Annotated in this window: 19 protein-coding genes; 14 read left to right on the top strand and 5 right to left on the bottom strand. The window is 38.5% G+C overall.

Going from position 1 to position 16,463, the window contains the following annotated elements:
* The first annotated feature begins 5 nt into the window (after nt 1-5).
* The 10 genes from infB (at nt 6) to MWJ95_RS22800 (ending at nt 10,250) form a co-directional block, all read left to right on the top strand.
* Nucleotides 6-2,261 (top strand): translation initiation factor IF-2, encoded by a 2,256-nt coding sequence (gene infB, locus MWJ95_RS22845; RefSeq protein WP_249073092.1) that lies wholly within the window; start codon nt 6-8, stop codon nt 2,259-2,261.
* Nucleotides 2,261-2,539, top strand: coding sequence for a DUF503 domain-containing protein (locus MWJ95_RS22840; RefSeq protein ID WP_249073091.1), 279 nt, complete (start codon nt 2,261-2,263; stop codon nt 2,537-2,539). The genes infB and MWJ95_RS22840 overlap by 1 nt, the downstream gene beginning before the upstream one ends.
* A gap of 99 nt (nt 2,540-2,638) precedes the next feature.
* The gene (gene rbfA, locus MWJ95_RS22835) at nt 2,639-2,980 is read left to right on the top strand and encodes a 30S ribosome-binding factor RbfA (RefSeq protein ID WP_100543905.1); all 342 of its coding nucleotides are present in this window, start codon (nt 2,639-2,641) and stop codon (nt 2,978-2,980) included.
* A 465-nt stretch (nt 2,981-3,445) separates the two neighbouring features.
* Nucleotides 3,446-3,625, top strand: coding sequence for a hypothetical protein (locus tag MWJ95_RS22830; RefSeq protein WP_249073090.1), 180 nt, complete (start codon nt 3,446-3,448; stop codon nt 3,623-3,625).
* Nucleotides 3,622-4,533, top strand: coding sequence for a tRNA pseudouridine(55) synthase TruB (gene truB / locus MWJ95_RS22825; protein WP_249073089.1), 912 nt, complete (start codon nt 3,622-3,624; stop codon nt 4,531-4,533). Before MWJ95_RS22830 ends, truB begins: the two co-directional genes overlap by 4 nt.
* A gap of 13 nt (nt 4,534-4,546) precedes the next feature.
* Complete coding sequence (ribF, locus tag MWJ95_RS22820) at nt 4,547-5,503, top strand: riboflavin biosynthesis protein RibF (RefSeq protein ID WP_249073088.1); 957 nt, start codon at nt 4,547-4,549, stop codon at nt 5,501-5,503.
* Between the two features lie 444 nt (nt 5,504-5,947).
* A complete protein-coding gene (rpsO, locus tag MWJ95_RS22815; RefSeq protein ID WP_249073087.1) occupies nt 5,948-6,217 on the top strand; it encodes a 30S ribosomal protein S15 in 270 nt (89 codons plus the stop codon).
* Between the two features lie 267 nt (nt 6,218-6,484).
* On the top strand, nt 6,485-8,599 hold the full coding sequence (pnp, locus tag MWJ95_RS22810; protein WP_249073086.1) for a polyribonucleotide nucleotidyltransferase: 2,115 nt from the start codon (nt 6,485-6,487) through the stop codon (nt 8,597-8,599).
* 229 nt (nt 8,600-8,828) lie between these two features.
* Complete coding sequence (locus tag MWJ95_RS22805; RefSeq protein WP_249107294.1) at nt 8,829-8,972, top strand: hypothetical protein; 144 nt, start codon at nt 8,829-8,831, stop codon at nt 8,970-8,972.
* A 54-nt stretch (nt 8,973-9,026) separates the two neighbouring features.
* On the top strand, nt 9,027-10,250 hold the full coding sequence (locus MWJ95_RS22800) for a M16 family metallopeptidase (RefSeq protein ID WP_249107293.1): 1,224 nt from the start codon (nt 9,027-9,029) through the stop codon (nt 10,248-10,250).
* 257 nt (nt 10,251-10,507) lie between these two features.
* On the opposite strand, the gene MWJ95_RS22795 is transcribed toward MWJ95_RS22800, so the two are convergent.
* From MWJ95_RS22795 to MWJ95_RS22775, 5 genes are all read right to left on the bottom strand, one after another.
* Nucleotides 10,508-10,909 (bottom strand): hypothetical protein, encoded by a 402-nt coding sequence (locus MWJ95_RS22795; protein WP_249107292.1) that lies wholly within the window; start codon nt 10,907-10,909, stop codon nt 10,508-10,510.
* 169 nt (nt 10,910-11,078) lie between these two features.
* Entirely contained in the window at nt 11,079-11,693 is a 615-nt protein-coding gene (locus tag MWJ95_RS22790) for an ABC-2 transporter permease (protein WP_249107291.1), read from the bottom strand.
* A 15-nt stretch (nt 11,694-11,708) separates the two neighbouring features.
* Nucleotides 11,709-12,332 (bottom strand): ABC-2 transporter permease, encoded by a 624-nt coding sequence (locus tag MWJ95_RS22785; RefSeq protein ID WP_249107290.1) that lies wholly within the window; start codon nt 12,330-12,332, stop codon nt 11,709-11,711.
* A gap of 2 nt (nt 12,333-12,334) precedes the next feature.
* Nucleotides 12,335-13,177 (bottom strand): ABC transporter ATP-binding protein, encoded by an 843-nt coding sequence (locus MWJ95_RS22780; RefSeq protein ID WP_249073080.1) that lies wholly within the window; start codon nt 13,175-13,177, stop codon nt 12,335-12,337.
* Nucleotides 13,178-13,555 carry a GntR family transcriptional regulator gene (locus MWJ95_RS22775; protein ID WP_249073079.1) on the bottom strand — a complete coding sequence of 126 codons (378 nt, stop codon included), beginning with the start codon at nt 13,553-13,555 and terminating at the stop codon, nt 13,178-13,180.
* 141 nt (nt 13,556-13,696) lie between these two features.
* On the opposite strand from MWJ95_RS22775, the gene MWJ95_RS22770 reads away from it, so the two are divergent.
* From MWJ95_RS22770 to MWJ95_RS22755, 4 genes are all read left to right on the top strand, one after another.
* Nucleotides 13,697-13,960: a YlmC/YmxH family sporulation protein gene (locus MWJ95_RS22770; RefSeq protein ID WP_053594254.1), complete on the top strand. Its 264-nt coding sequence runs from the start codon at nt 13,697-13,699 to the stop codon at nt 13,958-13,960.
* A gap of 9 nt (nt 13,961-13,969) precedes the next feature.
* The gene (locus MWJ95_RS22765; RefSeq protein ID WP_249073078.1) at nt 13,970-14,749 is read left to right on the top strand and encodes a dipicolinate synthase; all 780 of its coding nucleotides are present in this window, start codon (nt 13,970-13,972) and stop codon (nt 14,747-14,749) included.
* On the top strand, nt 14,743-15,333 hold the full coding sequence (locus tag MWJ95_RS22760) for a dipicolinate synthase subunit B (protein ID WP_249073077.1): 591 nt from the start codon (nt 14,743-14,745) through the stop codon (nt 15,331-15,333). Before MWJ95_RS22765 ends, MWJ95_RS22760 begins: the two co-directional genes overlap by 7 nt.
* 82 nt (nt 15,334-15,415) lie before the next feature.
* A complete protein-coding gene (locus tag MWJ95_RS22755; RefSeq protein ID WP_249107289.1) occupies nt 15,416-16,453 on the top strand; it encodes an aspartate-semialdehyde dehydrogenase in 1,038 nt (345 codons plus the stop codon).
* Nucleotides 16,454-16,463: the final 10 nt, after the last annotated feature.

Genomic DNA, 16,463 nt, shown 5'->3' with positions numbered 1-16,463 from the left:
AGCAGATGACCAAAATCAGAGTTCATGAATATGCGAAACAAGTGAATAAAACGAGTAAAGAGGTTATTGACGCACTAAATAAACTAAATGTTAGCGTTACAAACCATATGTCAATGTTAGAAAAAGACATAGTGGCAAAGTTAAACCAAACATTTAAAAATATAAAAGATGTGAAGCAACCTACTCCAAATGTATCGCAAAAATCACAGCAATCGGTGAAAAAGCAAGATGGGCAAAAGCAGCAATCTGCTACTTCTAAGCCTAAAGCCAATAATCAGCAACAAACGCATCAAAACTCAAATTCGTCTAACGAAAAATCTAAGAATATAAAAGGTAATCAAAATCGAAATATGACAAATAATAATAATAATAACAACAATAATAATAATCGTAGAGGTGGCGGAGGTTATAACCAACGTCCAAAACCAGGAATTCATGGCGGGAAACGTCGCCATCCAAAAACACATCAACCAAGTCAACCAGTGAAACAAAAGGAATTACCAGAAAAAATTACTTTTGTTGAATCTCTTTCTGTCGCGGAATTAGCAAAAAAATTACACCGCGAGCCATCAGAAATTATTAAAAAATTATTTATGCTTGGTGTAATGGCAACAATTAACCAAGAATTAGATAAGGATGCAATTGAATTAATTTGCGCAGACTATGGTGTAGAAGTGGAAGAAGAAATTCGTGTAGATATTACGGATTTAGAAACACACTTCGAACAAACAGAAGAAGTGAACGAGGCGGACTTATCAGAACGTCCTCCAGTAGTAACAATTATGGGTCACGTTGACCATGGTAAAACTACATTGTTAGACTCTATTCGCAATACTAAAGTAACAGCTGGAGAGGCTGGGGGTATTACTCAGCATATCGGTGCTTATCAAGTAACTGAAGGCGACAAAAAGATTTCGTTCCTAGATACACCAGGACACGCTGCGTTTACAACGATGCGTGCGCGCGGTGCCAAAGTAACGGACTTAACGATTTTAGTAGTAGCTGCGGATGATGGTGTAATGCCACAAACAGTTGAAGCGATTAACCACGCAAAAGCGGCAGAAGTCCCAATTATTGTTGCAGTCAATAAAATGGATAAACCTTCAGCTAATCCAGACCGTGTAATGCAAGAGTTAACAGAGCATGGCTTAGTTCCAGAAGCTTGGGGTGGCGAAACAATTTTCGTACCAATCTCTGCATTAAAAGGTGAAGGCATTGACACATTACTTGAAATGATTTTACTTGTCGCTGAAGTTGGAGAATTAAAAGCGAACCCTAATCGTTTAGCACTTGGTACAGTAATTGAAGCACAGCTAGATAAAGGTCGAGGCTCTGTTGCAACACTTTTAGTACAAGATGGAACATTAAAAGTTGGGGATCCGATTGTTGTCGGTCATACTTTTGGGCGAGTACGCGCAATGGTGAATGATAAAGGCCGTCGTGTGAAAGAAGCTGGACCATCAACGCCAGTAGAAATCACAGGTTTAAATGAAGTACCACAAGCTGGCGACCGTTTCGTTGTCTTTGAAGACGAAAAAACAGCACGCCAAGTTGGTGAAACTCGTGCAATGTCAGCAATTCAAGCACAACGTTCAGAAAAACAACGTGTAACGCTTGATAACTTATTCGAACAAATGAGTCAAGGTGAAATGAAAGAGCTTAACTTAATTGTGAAAGCTGACGTTCAAGGTACTGTAGAAGCAATGGCTGCATCATTAATGAAAATTGATGTAGAAGGCGTAAACGTGAAAATTATTCACACTGGCGCTGGAGCGATTACAGAATCAGATATTTCTCTTGCGGCTGCTTCAAATGCAATTGTTATTGGCTTCAACGTTCGCCCAGATATCAATGCAAAACGTGCAGCAGAAGAAGAAGGCGTAGATATTCGTCTACACCGCATTATTTATAAAGTAATCGAGGAAATTGAACAAGCAATGAAAGGTATGCTTGATCCAGAATTCGTGGAAAAAATTATTGGTCAAGCAGAAGTTCGCCAAACAATTAAAGTATCAAAAGTTGGTACAATTGCTGGTTCATACGTAACAGAAGGTAAAGTAACTCGTGATTCTGGCGTACGTGTAATTCGCGACAATGTAGTCATTTTTGAAGGTGAATTAGATACACTTAAACGTTTCAAAGATGAAGTGAAAGAAGTTGCTAAAGGTTACGAATGTGGTATTACAATTACAAACTTCAACGATATTAAAGAAGGCGACATTATTGAAGCCTATATTATGGAAGAAGTTAAACGCGTTTAATGATTGTGTATGCAGAAGTTGAATTCATGATTCAAACTGCCCATTCGTTGAAGGAAAAACGCGCTGTCCTACAGCGTATGCTTACACGCACTAAGCAAAAATTTAATGTATCCATTGCGGAAATTGATCATCAAAATGTATGGCAGCGTACAAAATTGGCGCTTGTTGCTGTTTCTTCGTCAAAAGAAGCAGCCGAGCGTGAAATTAATCACGCGCTACATTACTTACAGTCAAATCCATCTTGGGAACAGTTAAATGTGTGGCGAGACTATTTATAAGTAACAGTGGAAGTTGTGTATGATTTAGCCGTAACCTGTATGTAAAATGTTGCAGGTGAGAACACAACTTTCTGTACATCGAAATTGAGGTGACAAACTATGTCTCTACGCTCAAACCGTGTCGCTGAGCAAATGAAAAAAGAGCTTGGCGATATTATTGGACGTAAAATAAAAGATCCGCGTGTTGGTTTCGTTACTGTTACTGGTGTTGAGGTAACAGGTGATTTACAGCAAGCGACAATTTATATTACAACTCTAGGCAATGAACGTGAAAAAGAGGAAACTCTAAAAGCTCTATTAAAGGCTTCTGGTTTCATTCGTTCAGAAATTGGTTCACGAATCCGTTTACGTCGTACTCCAGAACTAATCTTTGAATTCGACTCATCGATTGAATATGGGAACCGTATTGATTCATTGCTACGTGGTTTACACGAAGAATAAGCTTAACTTAAAAAAAGTCTGCCATATGCATGTTCATGCAGGCAGACTTTTTACATTCACAAGAAATGCAACAGGACATTTTATGGCTCTATCATCTTTATTAAGCTTTCGTGCGGAGCTTACCTATATGTTTTGGCGACTGCCTGCCCGTTTTTTTGGTAGGCGTGTCAGACATTCACTTCTATCTTAAAAGTGGGTTCATCCCCAAATGTCGTGGATGACAATTGTTAAAACATATACTATGCAAATAAGTTGATTGGAGTGGAGATTGGGCGACTCCTTGGGAATTAGCGACAGGGGAACGAAGGCTAAAGGCATCACGTCCTGTGATAACGCCTTCGTGACTAACATCGGTGCTGTCGCTGCGCTTTCGCACAAACAAAACCCTCTGCTGCCGCTACGTTAACACTACGCTTTCGCGCAAAAGACATCTGTTGCCCCGACGCCCCCAGGAAGCTTTGCTCTGTGCGAAAGCAAAGCGGCAGCTACAAATGTTTTATCTGTGCGAAAGCAAAGCGACAGCAACAAAGCGCCCAGTCGGAACGGAAATCAACCACACGTTTTGGTGATGATCCTAAAAGAGATGAAAATGTAACGAACATCAAAATTGCTAAAAATGAATTGATTTTAGGAGGAAGTTTATGAACGGTATTTTACCGCTTTGGAAGGAACGTGGCATGACAAGTCATGACTGCGTCTTTAAATTACGAAAAATCTTGCGTACTAAAAAAGTCGGCCATACAGGCACACTGGATCCAGGTGTTGAAGGAGTTCTGCCCATCTGTATTGGACAAGCAACACGCATCGCAGAATACCTAACGGATGCAGGAAAAACCTATGAAGCAGTTATTTCAATTGGCCGTACAACGACAACTGAGGATGCAGAAGGAGAAACGGTTGAGCAAGATAGTGCGCATAAAAAATTCACACGTACTCAATTGCAAGAGGTTTTAGCCTCACTCACAGGTGTTATTGAACAAACACCACCGATGTTTTCGGCAGTCAAAGTAAATGGTAAACGTCTCTATGAATATGCTCGAAAAGGAGAAACTGTCGAAAGACCTACACGTCAAGTTACTATTTATGCACTAGAGCTACTAGATGATGTAGAACTATATGAAGGTCAAGAAATTACATTCCCTGTACGTATAGCATGTAGTAAAGGGACGTATATTCGAACACTAGCTGTTCAAATTGGAGCGGCACTTGGTTATCCAGCGCATATGCAAGAGCTTGTACGAACAGCCTCCGGGACGTTTACACAAGAAAATTGCTTTACATTGGCACAAGTTGCTGAACTGATGGAAGCAGAACAAATTAATACATGCATTTTACCAGTTGAGCATGCTTTAGCAGATTATCCATATATTGAAATTACTTCTGCTGTTGAAAAAGAAATTTTCAATGGACAAGTGCTTCCCGCAGATGCATTATTAAAGATACATGATAAAATTGTTTTTGGAATCAGTGGGAAAGCAATTGCGGTCTATCATGCCCATCCTACAAAGGAAGGGCTTATGAAGCCACATAAGATGTTTCCAACGATAGAGTAGGAGGATTTTTAGTATGGAGGTCATTCATTTAAAATACCCACACCAACTACAGCAACGAGAAAGCATGCAGCCATATTCATTGGCTCTTGGTTTTTTTGATGGTGTACATAAAGGGCATCAGGCAGTTATTAAGGCAGCAAAGGAAGAAGGAGACAAGCGCCAAATTCCGACGGCTGTTATGACATTCGATCCACATCCTTCTTTGGTACTTGGCGGTCGTAACGAAAAAGTATTTTATATTACGTTATTACAGCAAAAATTGCAGCTTTTTGAAGAACAGGGTGTTGATACAGCATTTGTTGTACATTTCACATCTGATTTTGCAAAGCTTTCACCTGATGAATTTATAGATACATTTATTCGCGGATTGAACATTCAACATGTGACGGCTGGCTTTGATTATTCTTTTGGTGCATTTGGTAAAGGAAAAATGGAAGATATGCGTGCATTGAGTAATGGAGATTACGGTGTAACGGTTGTTGAAAAGAAAACCGACGAAATCGAAAAAATTAGCTCTACACGTATCCGTAAGCTTTTGCAAGAGGGAGATATGGAAGAAGCAAGATTGCTCCTAGGGCGACCATTTGAAATTACAGGTATCGTTGTGCATGGTGATAAGCGAGGACGCACAATAGGTTTCCCGACTGCAAATGTCCGAGCATTAGAGGGGACTTATATTCCAGCAAGTGGTGTGTACGCGGTTCGATTACTTGTACAAAATAATTGGTATGATGGTGTTTGTAATGTAGGCTATAAACCAACATTTAAAGATCCAAATGATAAACAATTATCCATCGAAGTTCATATTTTAAACTTCGAAAAAAACATCTACGGTGAAGAAGTGCATGTCGCTTGGTATAAACGTATAAGAAGTGAACGAAAGTTCGATGGTATTGAAGCTCTGAAAGCACAAATCCAAAAGGATAAACAAGAAGCAATTGAATATTTTACAACTATCACCAAAGGTTAAAGTGTACGCCATGAGTTGATTGGAGTGGAGATTAGGCGACTCCTTGGGGATTAGTGATAGGGGAACGAAGGCTAAGAGCATCACATCCTGTGATAACACCTTCGTGACCAACCTCGGTGCTGTTGCTGTCGCTACGTTAGCACTACGCTTTCGCGCAAAAGACATCTGTTGGCCCGAGACCCTGCAGCGAAGCGGATGTTTTCTGTGCGAAAGCGAAGCGGCAGCAACAAAGCGCCCAATCGGAACGGAAATTAACCCCACGTTATGAAGATGAGCTTAAATCTACTTTAGCCTATGAATAGGCTTAGTTATCGCTTGCTTGACCATTTGATTTATGGTAACATTCATAAGTGCATAATATGCTTAACCTTAGCTCGGTATATCGATGACTCCAACGTTTACTGTGCTAATGGGGATAAACAATTATTTAGGAGGTCCATTTAAATGGCTATTTCAAAAGAACGTAAAAACGAAATTATTGCTGAGTTCCGTACTCACGAAAGTGACACTGGTTCTCCAGAAGTACAAGTTGCAGTATTAACAGAGGAAATTAACGCTCTAAACTCTCACTTACGTACACACAAAAAAGATTTCCACTCTGAGCGTGGTCTTCTTAAAATGGTAGGTCGTCGTCGTCACTTATTAAAATATCTTCGTGAAACTGACGTACAACGTTACCGTGAACTAATCACTCGTTTAGGCTTACGTCGCTAATTGTCATCGAAAAGCGGGATTAATCCCGCTTTTTCTTTATGTTTAATGAATTTTACTACTGAAAAAAGCATATATGACATAAATTTTAAGTAAAAAGCCTTGTTTCCATTAAATATAGAAATAAATCCTAAATAAATTGGCAATAACTTAATTTAAATGTATGATTATTTGATGAAATATTTAGCATAGAACAAGCATTTTTGGTACACTTACTATTAGTACATACAGACGAAGTAAGTGTTTTTATAATAGAGAGGGGTTCATTGAATGAACGAAAAGAAAGTCTATTCCTATGAATGGGCTGGCCGTCCGCTAGTAATCGAGGTTGGACAGTTAGCAAAACAAGCAAATGGAGCCGTATTAGTACGCTATGGTGATACATCAGTACTTTCAACAGCAACAATGTCAAAATCACCGAAACCACTTGATTTCTTCCCATTAACAGTAAACTACGAAGAGCGTTTATACGCAGCAGGTAAAATTCCTGGTGGCTTTATTAAACGTGAAGGACGTCCATCTGAAAAAGCAATATTAGCAAGCCGTTTAATCGATCGTCCAATTCGTCCGATGTTCCCAGACGGATTCCGTAATGAAGTACAAGTGATTTCAATGGTTATGTCTAACGATTCAGATTGCACATCTGAAATGGCTGCAATGCTTGGTTCATCATTAGCGTTAGCTATTTCGGATATTCCATTCGACGGACCGATTGCAGGTGTACAAGTTGGATATATTGACGGTAAATTTATCGTGAACCCAACAGTGGAACAATCTAATCAATCAACAGTTCATTTATCTGTAGCAGGTAACAAAGATGCTATCAATATGGTTGAAGCAGGTGCATTAGAAGTACCAGAAGAAGTAATGCTAGAAGCTATTATGTTCGGTCATGAAGAAATCAAAAAAATTATTGCTTTCCAAGAGCAAATTGTTGCAGAAGTAGGGAAAGAAAAATTACCTGTCACATTATTTGAAATTGATGAAGCGATTCAAGCAGATATAAAAGCAGCTTGTGAGACTGACATGCATGATGCCATTCAAACTGCAGAAAAACATGCACGTGATGAGGCTATTCAAGCGGTAAAAGACCGTGTTATTGCTTCTTATGAAGAGCAAGAAGCGGATGAAGTAACAATGAAGCAAGTGTATACAATTTTAGATAAAATGGTTAAAGACGAAGTACGTCGTCAAATTACAGAAGATAAAGTTCGCCCAGATGGTCGTAAGTTAGACGAAATCCGTCCACTTTCTTCTGAAACAGGCTTATTACAACGTACGCACGGTTCAGCATTATTTACGCGTGGACAAACACAAGCCCTTTCTATTTGTACTTTAGGTGCACTTGGTGATGTACAAATTATTGACGGTTTAGGTGTAGAAGAATCTAAACGCTTCATGCATCACTATAACTTCCCACAATTCTCAGTAGGGGAAACAGGCCCAATTCGTGGACCAGGTCGTCGTGAAATCGGTCATGGTGCACTAGGAGAACGTGCTCTTGACGCGGTTATTCCGGACGAATCGGTATTCCCATATACAATCCGTTGTGTATCGGAAGTACTTGAATCAAACGGTTCTACATCTCAAGCTTCTATCTGTGCTTCAACGTTAGCGATGATGGATGCTGGTGTTCCTTTAAAAGCACCTGTAGCAGGTATTGCAATGGGTCTTATTAAAAAAGGAGAACACTACTCTATTTTAACTGATATTCAAGGTATGGAAGACCACCTTGGAGATATGGACTTTAAAGTTGCAGGTACAGCTAAAGGTGTAACAGCACTTCAAATGGACATTAAAATTGATGGTTTATCACGAAATATTTTAGAAGAAGCATTAACACAAGCTAAAATTGGCCGTATGCACATTTTAGAATCGATGCTTGCTACTCTTGCAGAACCACGTGAAAAATTATCTGCATTTGCACCGAAAATCGTGATCGTGAAAATTAATCCTGATAAGATTCGCGATGTTATCGGACCTGGTGGTAAACAAATTAACAAAATTATTGAAGAAACTGGCGTAAAAATTGATACTGAGCAAGATGGTACAATTTACATCTCTTCTGCAGATGAAGAAATGAACGCTCGTGCAAAACAAATTATCGAAGACATCGTACGCGAAGCAAAAGTTGGCGAGTATTACTTATCAACAGTTAAACGTATTGAAAAATTCGGTGCGTTCTGTGAAATATTCCCAGGTAAAGATGGCTTACTTCACATCTCTGAAATTCAAGAGGAACGTACAAAACAAGTTGAAGATGTATTAAAACTTGGCGATCAGTTACTTGTAAAAGTTATTGAAATTGACAAGCAAGGTCGTGTGAATTTATCTCGTAAAGTAGTTATTCAAGAGGAAAAAGAACGCGCTGAGCAAGATAAATAATAATTGTAAAAAAGGCTGCGTATAATGCGCAGCCTTTTTTAAATAAAATATAAGTAAAATGGTTCAATAAGGGATACTTTGGGGGGAGCTTCACATTATGGTTCATCACCAAAAGTTGTGGATGACTTTTGTTAAAACGTCTACTATGTAAATAAGTTGATTGGAGTGGAGGCTGGGCGACTCCTCGGGGATCAGCGTCACAGATGAGACCCTGGAGCGAGCAACGCGAGTGAAGCAGCTCATCGGACGCCCCCAGGAAGCTCTGCTCTGTGCGAAAGCGAAGCGACAGCAACAAATGTTTTATCTGTGCGAAAGCGAAGCGACAGCAACAAAGCGCCCAGTCGGAACGGAAATCAACCACACGTTTTGGTGATAATCCCTCATTATGCCTTTAATGTAGAACCAGAGATAAATTGGGGGAGATTTTTTGGTACAAGTACATACATGTCAGAATGGTGTGCGTATTGTGTCTGAGCAAATTGATCATGTAAGATCTGTTGCGCTAGGCATTTTTGTGAATGCAGGATCTCGTTATGAGCTGCCTGAGGAAAATGGCATTACGCATTTTATAGAGCATATGCTTTTTAAAGGGACAAAAACCCGATCAGCTCGCCAAATTGCAGAAGAATTTGATCGCATTGGTGGCGAGTTAAATGCTTTTACATCCAAGGAAAACACGTGTTATTATGCAAAGGTTTTAGACCATCATGCTGAACGTGCAGTGACAATTTTAGCGGATATGTTCTTTAATTCTACGTTTGCAGAAGAAGAGTTAGAGAAGGAAAGACAAGTTGTGCTTGAGGAAATATTAATGAGTGAAGACGCACCTGATGACGATGTTCATGAAAAACTATGGGAAGTCATGTATCCAAACGACGCACTTGGTCGCCCAATTCTAGGAACTGAGGCTACTTTAAAAACATTTACAGCAGATATGATCCGTCACTATATGGCAAAACATTATGGACCGGAATCCGTTGTTATTTCAATAGCAGGAAATATTTCTGCAAAACTTTTGCAAACAATTGAAGATTTATTTGGCCAATATGAGCCATCTCCATTGGCGGTGGAGCCTGTGCTTTCCAATCCTGATTTTTATCCAGGAGAGATTTCAAAAACTCGCGATACGGAGCAAGCGCATTTAGCTATTTCTTATCCTGCAATTGGCGTAAAGGATCCAGATATGTATAGCTTTATTGCACTTAATAACATTATTGGGGGTAATATGAGCTCTCGTTTGTTCCAAGAAGTACGTGAAGAACGTGGTTTAGCCTATTCAATATTTTCTTACCAATCTTGCTATGCGGATGTTGGGGCGTTTACGATTTATGGTAGTACAAGTCGTCAGCAACTATCACAGCTTCAACATACAATTGATGCGACATTACTTGATATTGTAGCAGGTGGCGTAACAGAGGAAGAACTTATGAATGCGAAGGAACAGCTGAAGGGAAGTTTTGTACTCGGTTTGGAGGGGACAGGCGCTCGTATGAATCGTAACGGTACAAGTGAAATCGTCCATCGCAAACATCGTTCAGTAGACGAAGTATTAGCGTCAATCGATGCTGTATCCATGGAATCAATTGACCGTTTAATTGCAAAAATCTTAAAAGCTGAGCCAGCCATTTCAATTATTGGCCCAGAAGCATAAAAATACTTCTACATTTGACGAAGCATCTATAAGAAGAATAGCAATTGAACAGCACCTTTCTAAAGGGGAATTTGTGAATAGATTAGCGGTCCAAACATACATTGCAGAAAATTAAGAACGATGGTAACTAATCCATTTGAGCAGTTCAAATAGAAAAATTAGCCTTATTAAATTACTTTAACAAGGCTAATTTAACTATTCTTCAAACTACATATGATCGTAATTATTTGGAGGTATTTTTATAAAATAATGATTCATTATTTTCTTTCTAAGATAATCTCCTCTTCATTATCATTCCAACTAATTGTGAAGACTGGTTTATCCTTTTTAGTTAAAGTTCCTTTCCATATTGCAGAACTAGAGCTTGTATATTGCCCGTTTTCATCTAATTCAATTGTACTTTCGCCCCATTTACCAAGATTAGTTTGTACTGCGAATTGAAATTCTCCAATACTGCTTAAATCTGAACCCTGATATTTTAAAAGAATAGAACGTTGCACTTCTTCTGTACCGATATTATTGAGTATATATTCAACTTTCCAATTTTCATTTTCCCCTTCATAAGTGAGCTTTTCATCACTTCCACTTTGTCCAAAAAGAAAATAACTCCCAATGCCTAAAATTCCTGCGATCAATATTCCAACTAAAGTTTTTTTCATTTATTTAATCCCCTTACGCTCATTATACCGAAATAACCCAAACGCTTGATGAATTATTCTGCACCGTTAGTTGAATCTGGGTAGAATCCGGGACGCAACCCCTCGTTTTAATCGAAAAGCCATCCTTTATTTAGGACATCTTCATTTCGTTGACATAATAGTTTTCCGATCAATTTACATCTTTTATTAAATATAAGGTAAGGCTTTGTCGGAAAATAAATAGACTAATGACGATACTGATAATTGTAGGGATCAAAATTATCGATAAATTTGCTACAACTTGTGATAAAAAATAATGAATAGGGAAGTTGATGATAAAAATAAGGAAGATGGCAGTCATCATTTTAAAATAACGCATCCCGTTTGCCTTGCCTAGATGATGGATATAAAACTGAACACAGATGAATAAAGAGGCACTGCTAATATATGCGAAATACATGGCAAAATGCTCTAAAAAGTTTTCGTCGGCTGCAGATTGTGAAAAATAAGCAGGGGCCATTAGCACAAAAAGAAGTGCCACCCAACCATAACTAAATAGGAAATCAGCCTGTAGCTGTGTTTTCTTCGTTAAAGGAAGACTATTAACGAACAATTCCCAATTCACTTTAAGATCGTCTTCATAAAACCCTCTTACGAATGAAGTGGAAAAAACAACAACAACCAACCCAATTGAGGGGCTATCTAAAAAAGGTATATCAATGTAATTAATGAGCATACATATGGCAATTGCAAAAAGGATGGACCATTTTTGCACTATTATTCTTTGCAAAAGTAAAGCCTGCATTATCTCTTTCCCTCCCTAGAATTCTTTATGTTTATAGATTGCGGTTGAAATGAGAGAGGACAGCCATAGGATGAAAAGACCACCAAAAGGTGCTAAAAATATATATTGCTTTATGTTTATTAAAACTAAGTGAATATCAGGCAATTGCTTGCTAATTAGGCCAGAAAAAAAGCCAGGTATGAAGCATATAGCAATAAGAACCATTCTTCCTTTTATGGACCCGAATTTAATATAGATCGGTAATAAAAGTGCTAGCATACAAAGGGCTAATGTCACAAGAAGATTAAATGTTAGAAAAAACTCTGCTGAAGCCCAGTTATTAAAACGGTGAATAATAAATACAATCGGTAATGCAAGGATAAGCCCAAAAAGCATAAGAAGGATACTAAGTATATATTTACTAAGTACTATGTCCCCTTTTGAAATGGGTAAAGTATTTGCATATTTATCCCAGCTGCTTTGTTCATCATAGGTAAGAGCAGTTATAGTTTGAAAGGTTACGATAAATATAATAATTGTAAAGAGTATTAAACTTTGTTGCATAAAAATTGATGTAATTAGGAAAAAGGTTAGCACGAAGGCCTGTGTTTTTATTTGACGTTTAATCGTCATTAAATCTTTTAAGATAAGACCTGTCATGTTCAAACACTACCTTTCACATAAAATAGCATAATATCTTCTATAGAAGGCTTTTCAAGAGAAAATACCTCATTTACTTCATTTTTCAGAACTAAGGCTTCTATGCCAAAGGCTCCATTACGTTTTCTAATAATGGCGTGTTCTGGTATGGCACTTATTTCCTCTTTATTACCTTTAAATATTCCGTATTCGTAGTGCAGTACGTCTTTATCTTCACTGAATAAAATTTCCCCATTATGAATGAATGTAATATAGTCAGCAATCTTCTCTAAATCACTTGTTATATGAGAAGAAAAAAGAATACTATGGGTTTCATCCTGCATAAACGTTAAAAATAAATCGAGAATTTCATCACGAATTATCGGATCTAGCCCACTCGTTGGTTCATCTAAAATTAATAGCTTTGGATGATGGGACAGGGCTAATGCAATGGACAGCTTCATCCTCATTCCACGGGAAAATTCTTTTACCTTCTTCCTCTGTGGAATTTTAAATTGTGCTAATCGCTCAAAATAATAGTTGGAATCCCATGTTTTAAACACTTTTTTCATAAATTTGTCGAGTTGCGTCGCATTGAGCGTTTCCGGTACATGTAAATCGTCAAAAACTACACCGATGTCGTTTTTTATCGCTAACTCATGTTCGACAATATCCTTGCCGAATAGTAAAATTTCGCCGTATTCTTTTTTTAGTAAGTTAAGTATGCATTTAATGGTAGTAGACTTCCCGGCACCGTTTTCTCCTACAAAACCCATGACAGTGCCTTGAGGTACTGAAAAACTAACATCATTAAGAGAAAATCCTGTAAAGCTTTTGCGTAAATCATGAATTTCAATAGCATTCATTTAGTTGTCCTCCTCCAAAATTAATGAAAGTAACTCCTGTAATTCCTCGTTTGCCAGCCCAGCCGTTTTGGCTGTTCTCACTGCTTTTTGTAAATGCTCTTCAACTTGACGCAATAATTCCTCACGTAGAAAATCTTGATTTCGTTCTGTAACAAAGCTTCCTTTCCCAGCGACCGTTTCGATAAATCCATCTCGCTCTAAATCAGCATAAGCACGCTTCGTTGTCATAACACTAATTTTTAAATCCTTTGCAAGTGCACGAATAGAAGGTAGTGCATCACCGGCCTGTAATTTATTGGCTAGTATCGCTTCCTTAAGCTGTACGGTTATTTGCTCATAGATGGGTTTATCGCTGGCGTTGCTTAAATGGATATGCATAAATCTTTCACCTCACAACTGTATATACACACTATACACAGTCGCGAAGATAAATGCAACTTTTTCGTTCTTTGGGTAAGGGTCACGAATTGCAAAAACTCGGCATATATTGGGGTAACGGTTCAAGGAGGGAGATGAGGGATGCTACTATCAGAGATGGTGGATAAAGAGTTAATTCAAGTTGAAGGTGGCGTACACTTCGGCATATTGGCACATACGGAATGTCTATTAGATGTGCAAACAGGAAAGATTCATGGTTTTGAAATTGTTAAAGATAAATTACCATTCCAAAAAAAGAAAGTGAAAGTTAGTGAAATGATACCTTGGCACGAAATAATACTAATTGGTGAAGATCGGATTTTATTTAACAAAACAACTACGGTACAGTCAGAATTTTTACAGTGAGGTGAGCTTTTGGAAAATGAAAAATGGCTTGTTATCGGTGAGGATCTAAGGTTAAAGGAAATGGCTACAATGCTAAGAAGCCCATCGAGAACTGTATTTTATAAAAGAACATCAGTTTGGAATGAAGAGTTAAATAAGCTTGTATTAGAATACCAACCAAATAGAATTATTCTTCCTATTCTTCCACTAAAAATAGAAGTGGAACAGCTTTATGGGATATCTCAAGTTAAGTTTTATACAGGGCGTTTGACTATGCATTGGAAGCAATTACTTGAGAATAATGAAACAAATTGCTATTTACAACAAGAATCTTTTATTTGGCAAAACGCAAGATTAACAGCGGAGGGATTTATCGCCACGTTTTACGGACTCGAGCAAAAATGTATTTACGGACAAAACTTTACTATCGCAGGTTTTGGACGCACAGCCAAAATGCTCGCATCTTTACTCGTCAAGATGGGTGCTAATGTCCATATAGTAGCGCGTTCAGTTGTACAAGTGAGTGAAGCTAGGGCATATGGTTATAAAGCCACGGATTTAGATGATCGCCAATGGTCAATTCATGATGGGATTTTTATCAATACGATTCCAGCTAAGTGGATTACAGAATCATTCAAAGATCATGTCCCAGCTGTACTATATGATTTAGCTTCAGAGCCGGGCTGTTTAGATATAGACGCTGAGCAATTACAAACGTACGTGCTATTGCCATCATTACCTGGGAAATACTTTGCACATGATGCAGCTACGATATTGTGCAAGGCAATAGAGGAGGAAGAAAATTGTTAACGGGGAAACGAATAGGATTAGGTATTACAGCCTCGCACTGTACGTATGAGGATGTAATACCTAAAATTCAAAACTTTATCGATGCAGGAGCAACAGTGGTTCCAATCATTACGCATTCCGTATTACATGCGGCTACGCGTTTTGGTACCGGAGAGGAGTGGATTGCCAAAATAGAGGAATTGACTGGAGAGAAAGTGATCTCCTCTATTAAAGAGGCAGAACCATTCGGACCATCCAATCCATTGGATGCGATGGTTATAGCACCAATGACAGGTAATAGTATTAGTAAATTTGCTAATGCAGCAACTGATAGTCCAGTATTGATGGCTGCTAAAGCAACATTGCGAAACGGTTCGCCTGTCGTCTTAGGCATATCAACAAATGATGCGCTTGGCTTAAATGGTATGAATATTATGAGGCTGTTAAATGCAAAGAACATTTACTTTATTCCATTCGGGCAGGACTCACCACATTCAAAACCCAATTCCTTGATTGCTGATTTTGATCAAATGGTTGCAACTGTTCATGAAGCGATTACGGAGAAAAAGCAATTACAACCACTGTTTATACAATATTTCAAATAATTCGATGATTACACACAATTTTCAGTATTTTTGTGATACAATAGCACACATTATGGAACAAGTATTCAAGGAGAGATGACAGATGACAAAGCAGTTAACGGTTGCGGTTGTTGGAGCAACAGGAGCAGTAGGCACAAAAATGATGGAACAGCTAATTAAACGGAATTTTCCAATCGGAGATATTAAGTTTTTGGCTTCTGCACGTTCAGCAGGAAAACCAATCGAGTTTAATGGTAAGACATATACTATTGAAGAAGCGACACCTGAAGCTTTTGAAGGCGTCAATGTCGCTTTATTCTCAGCTGGTGGTTCGGTTTCAGCGGTGCTAGCGCCAGAAGCGGCAAAACGTGGTGCAGTAGTGATCGATAACACGAGCCATTTCCGCATGGATCCAGACGTACCACTGGTTGTTCCAGAAGTAAATCGTGGCGATCTTGCTAGGCATAAAGGGATTATTGCGAATCCAAACTGCTCTACGATTCAAATGATGGCTGCACTTGAACCTATTCGTAAGGCATATGGCTTAACTAAAGTTATTGTATCGACATACCAAGCGGTTTCAGGTGCAGGTATTTCAGCTATTCAGGAATTAAAGGCACAAAGTGAAAACTGGGATGCAGGTAAGGATGTAGAAGCAAATATTTTACCTTCTGGTAGCGACAAACGTCATTATCCAATCGCTCGTAATGTCATTCCACAAATTGATAAATTTACAGACAATGGCTTTACATACGAAGAAATGAAAATGATTAATGAAACGAAAAAAATCATGCATGCACCAGAACTAAAAGTAGCTGCAACTTGTGTTCGTGTGCCAGTCGTTTCAGGACACTCTGAATCTGTTTATATTGAAGTAGAAAAAGAAGCAACGGTACAGGGAATTTTTGAAGTATTACGCAGTGCACCAGGTGTAGTATTACAAGATGATATCGCAACACAAACTTACCCAATGCCTATCTATGCAGAAGGGGAAGATGCTACTTTTGTAGGGCGTATCCGTCAAGATTTAGACAATAAAAAAGGGTTCCACCTATGGATCGTTTCTGACAATCTTTTAAAAGGCGCTGCATTAAACTCTATTCAAATTGCAGAAGCAATGCTGGAGGATAACTTACTATAAGAGGGGTGTA

Source organism: Lysinibacillus sp. Bpr_S20 (assembly GCF_023337835.1).
Lineage (GTDB): Bacteria > Bacillota > Bacilli > Bacillales_A > Planococcaceae > Lysinibacillus.
This window is presented reverse-complemented; position numbering and strand designations above follow the sequence as displayed.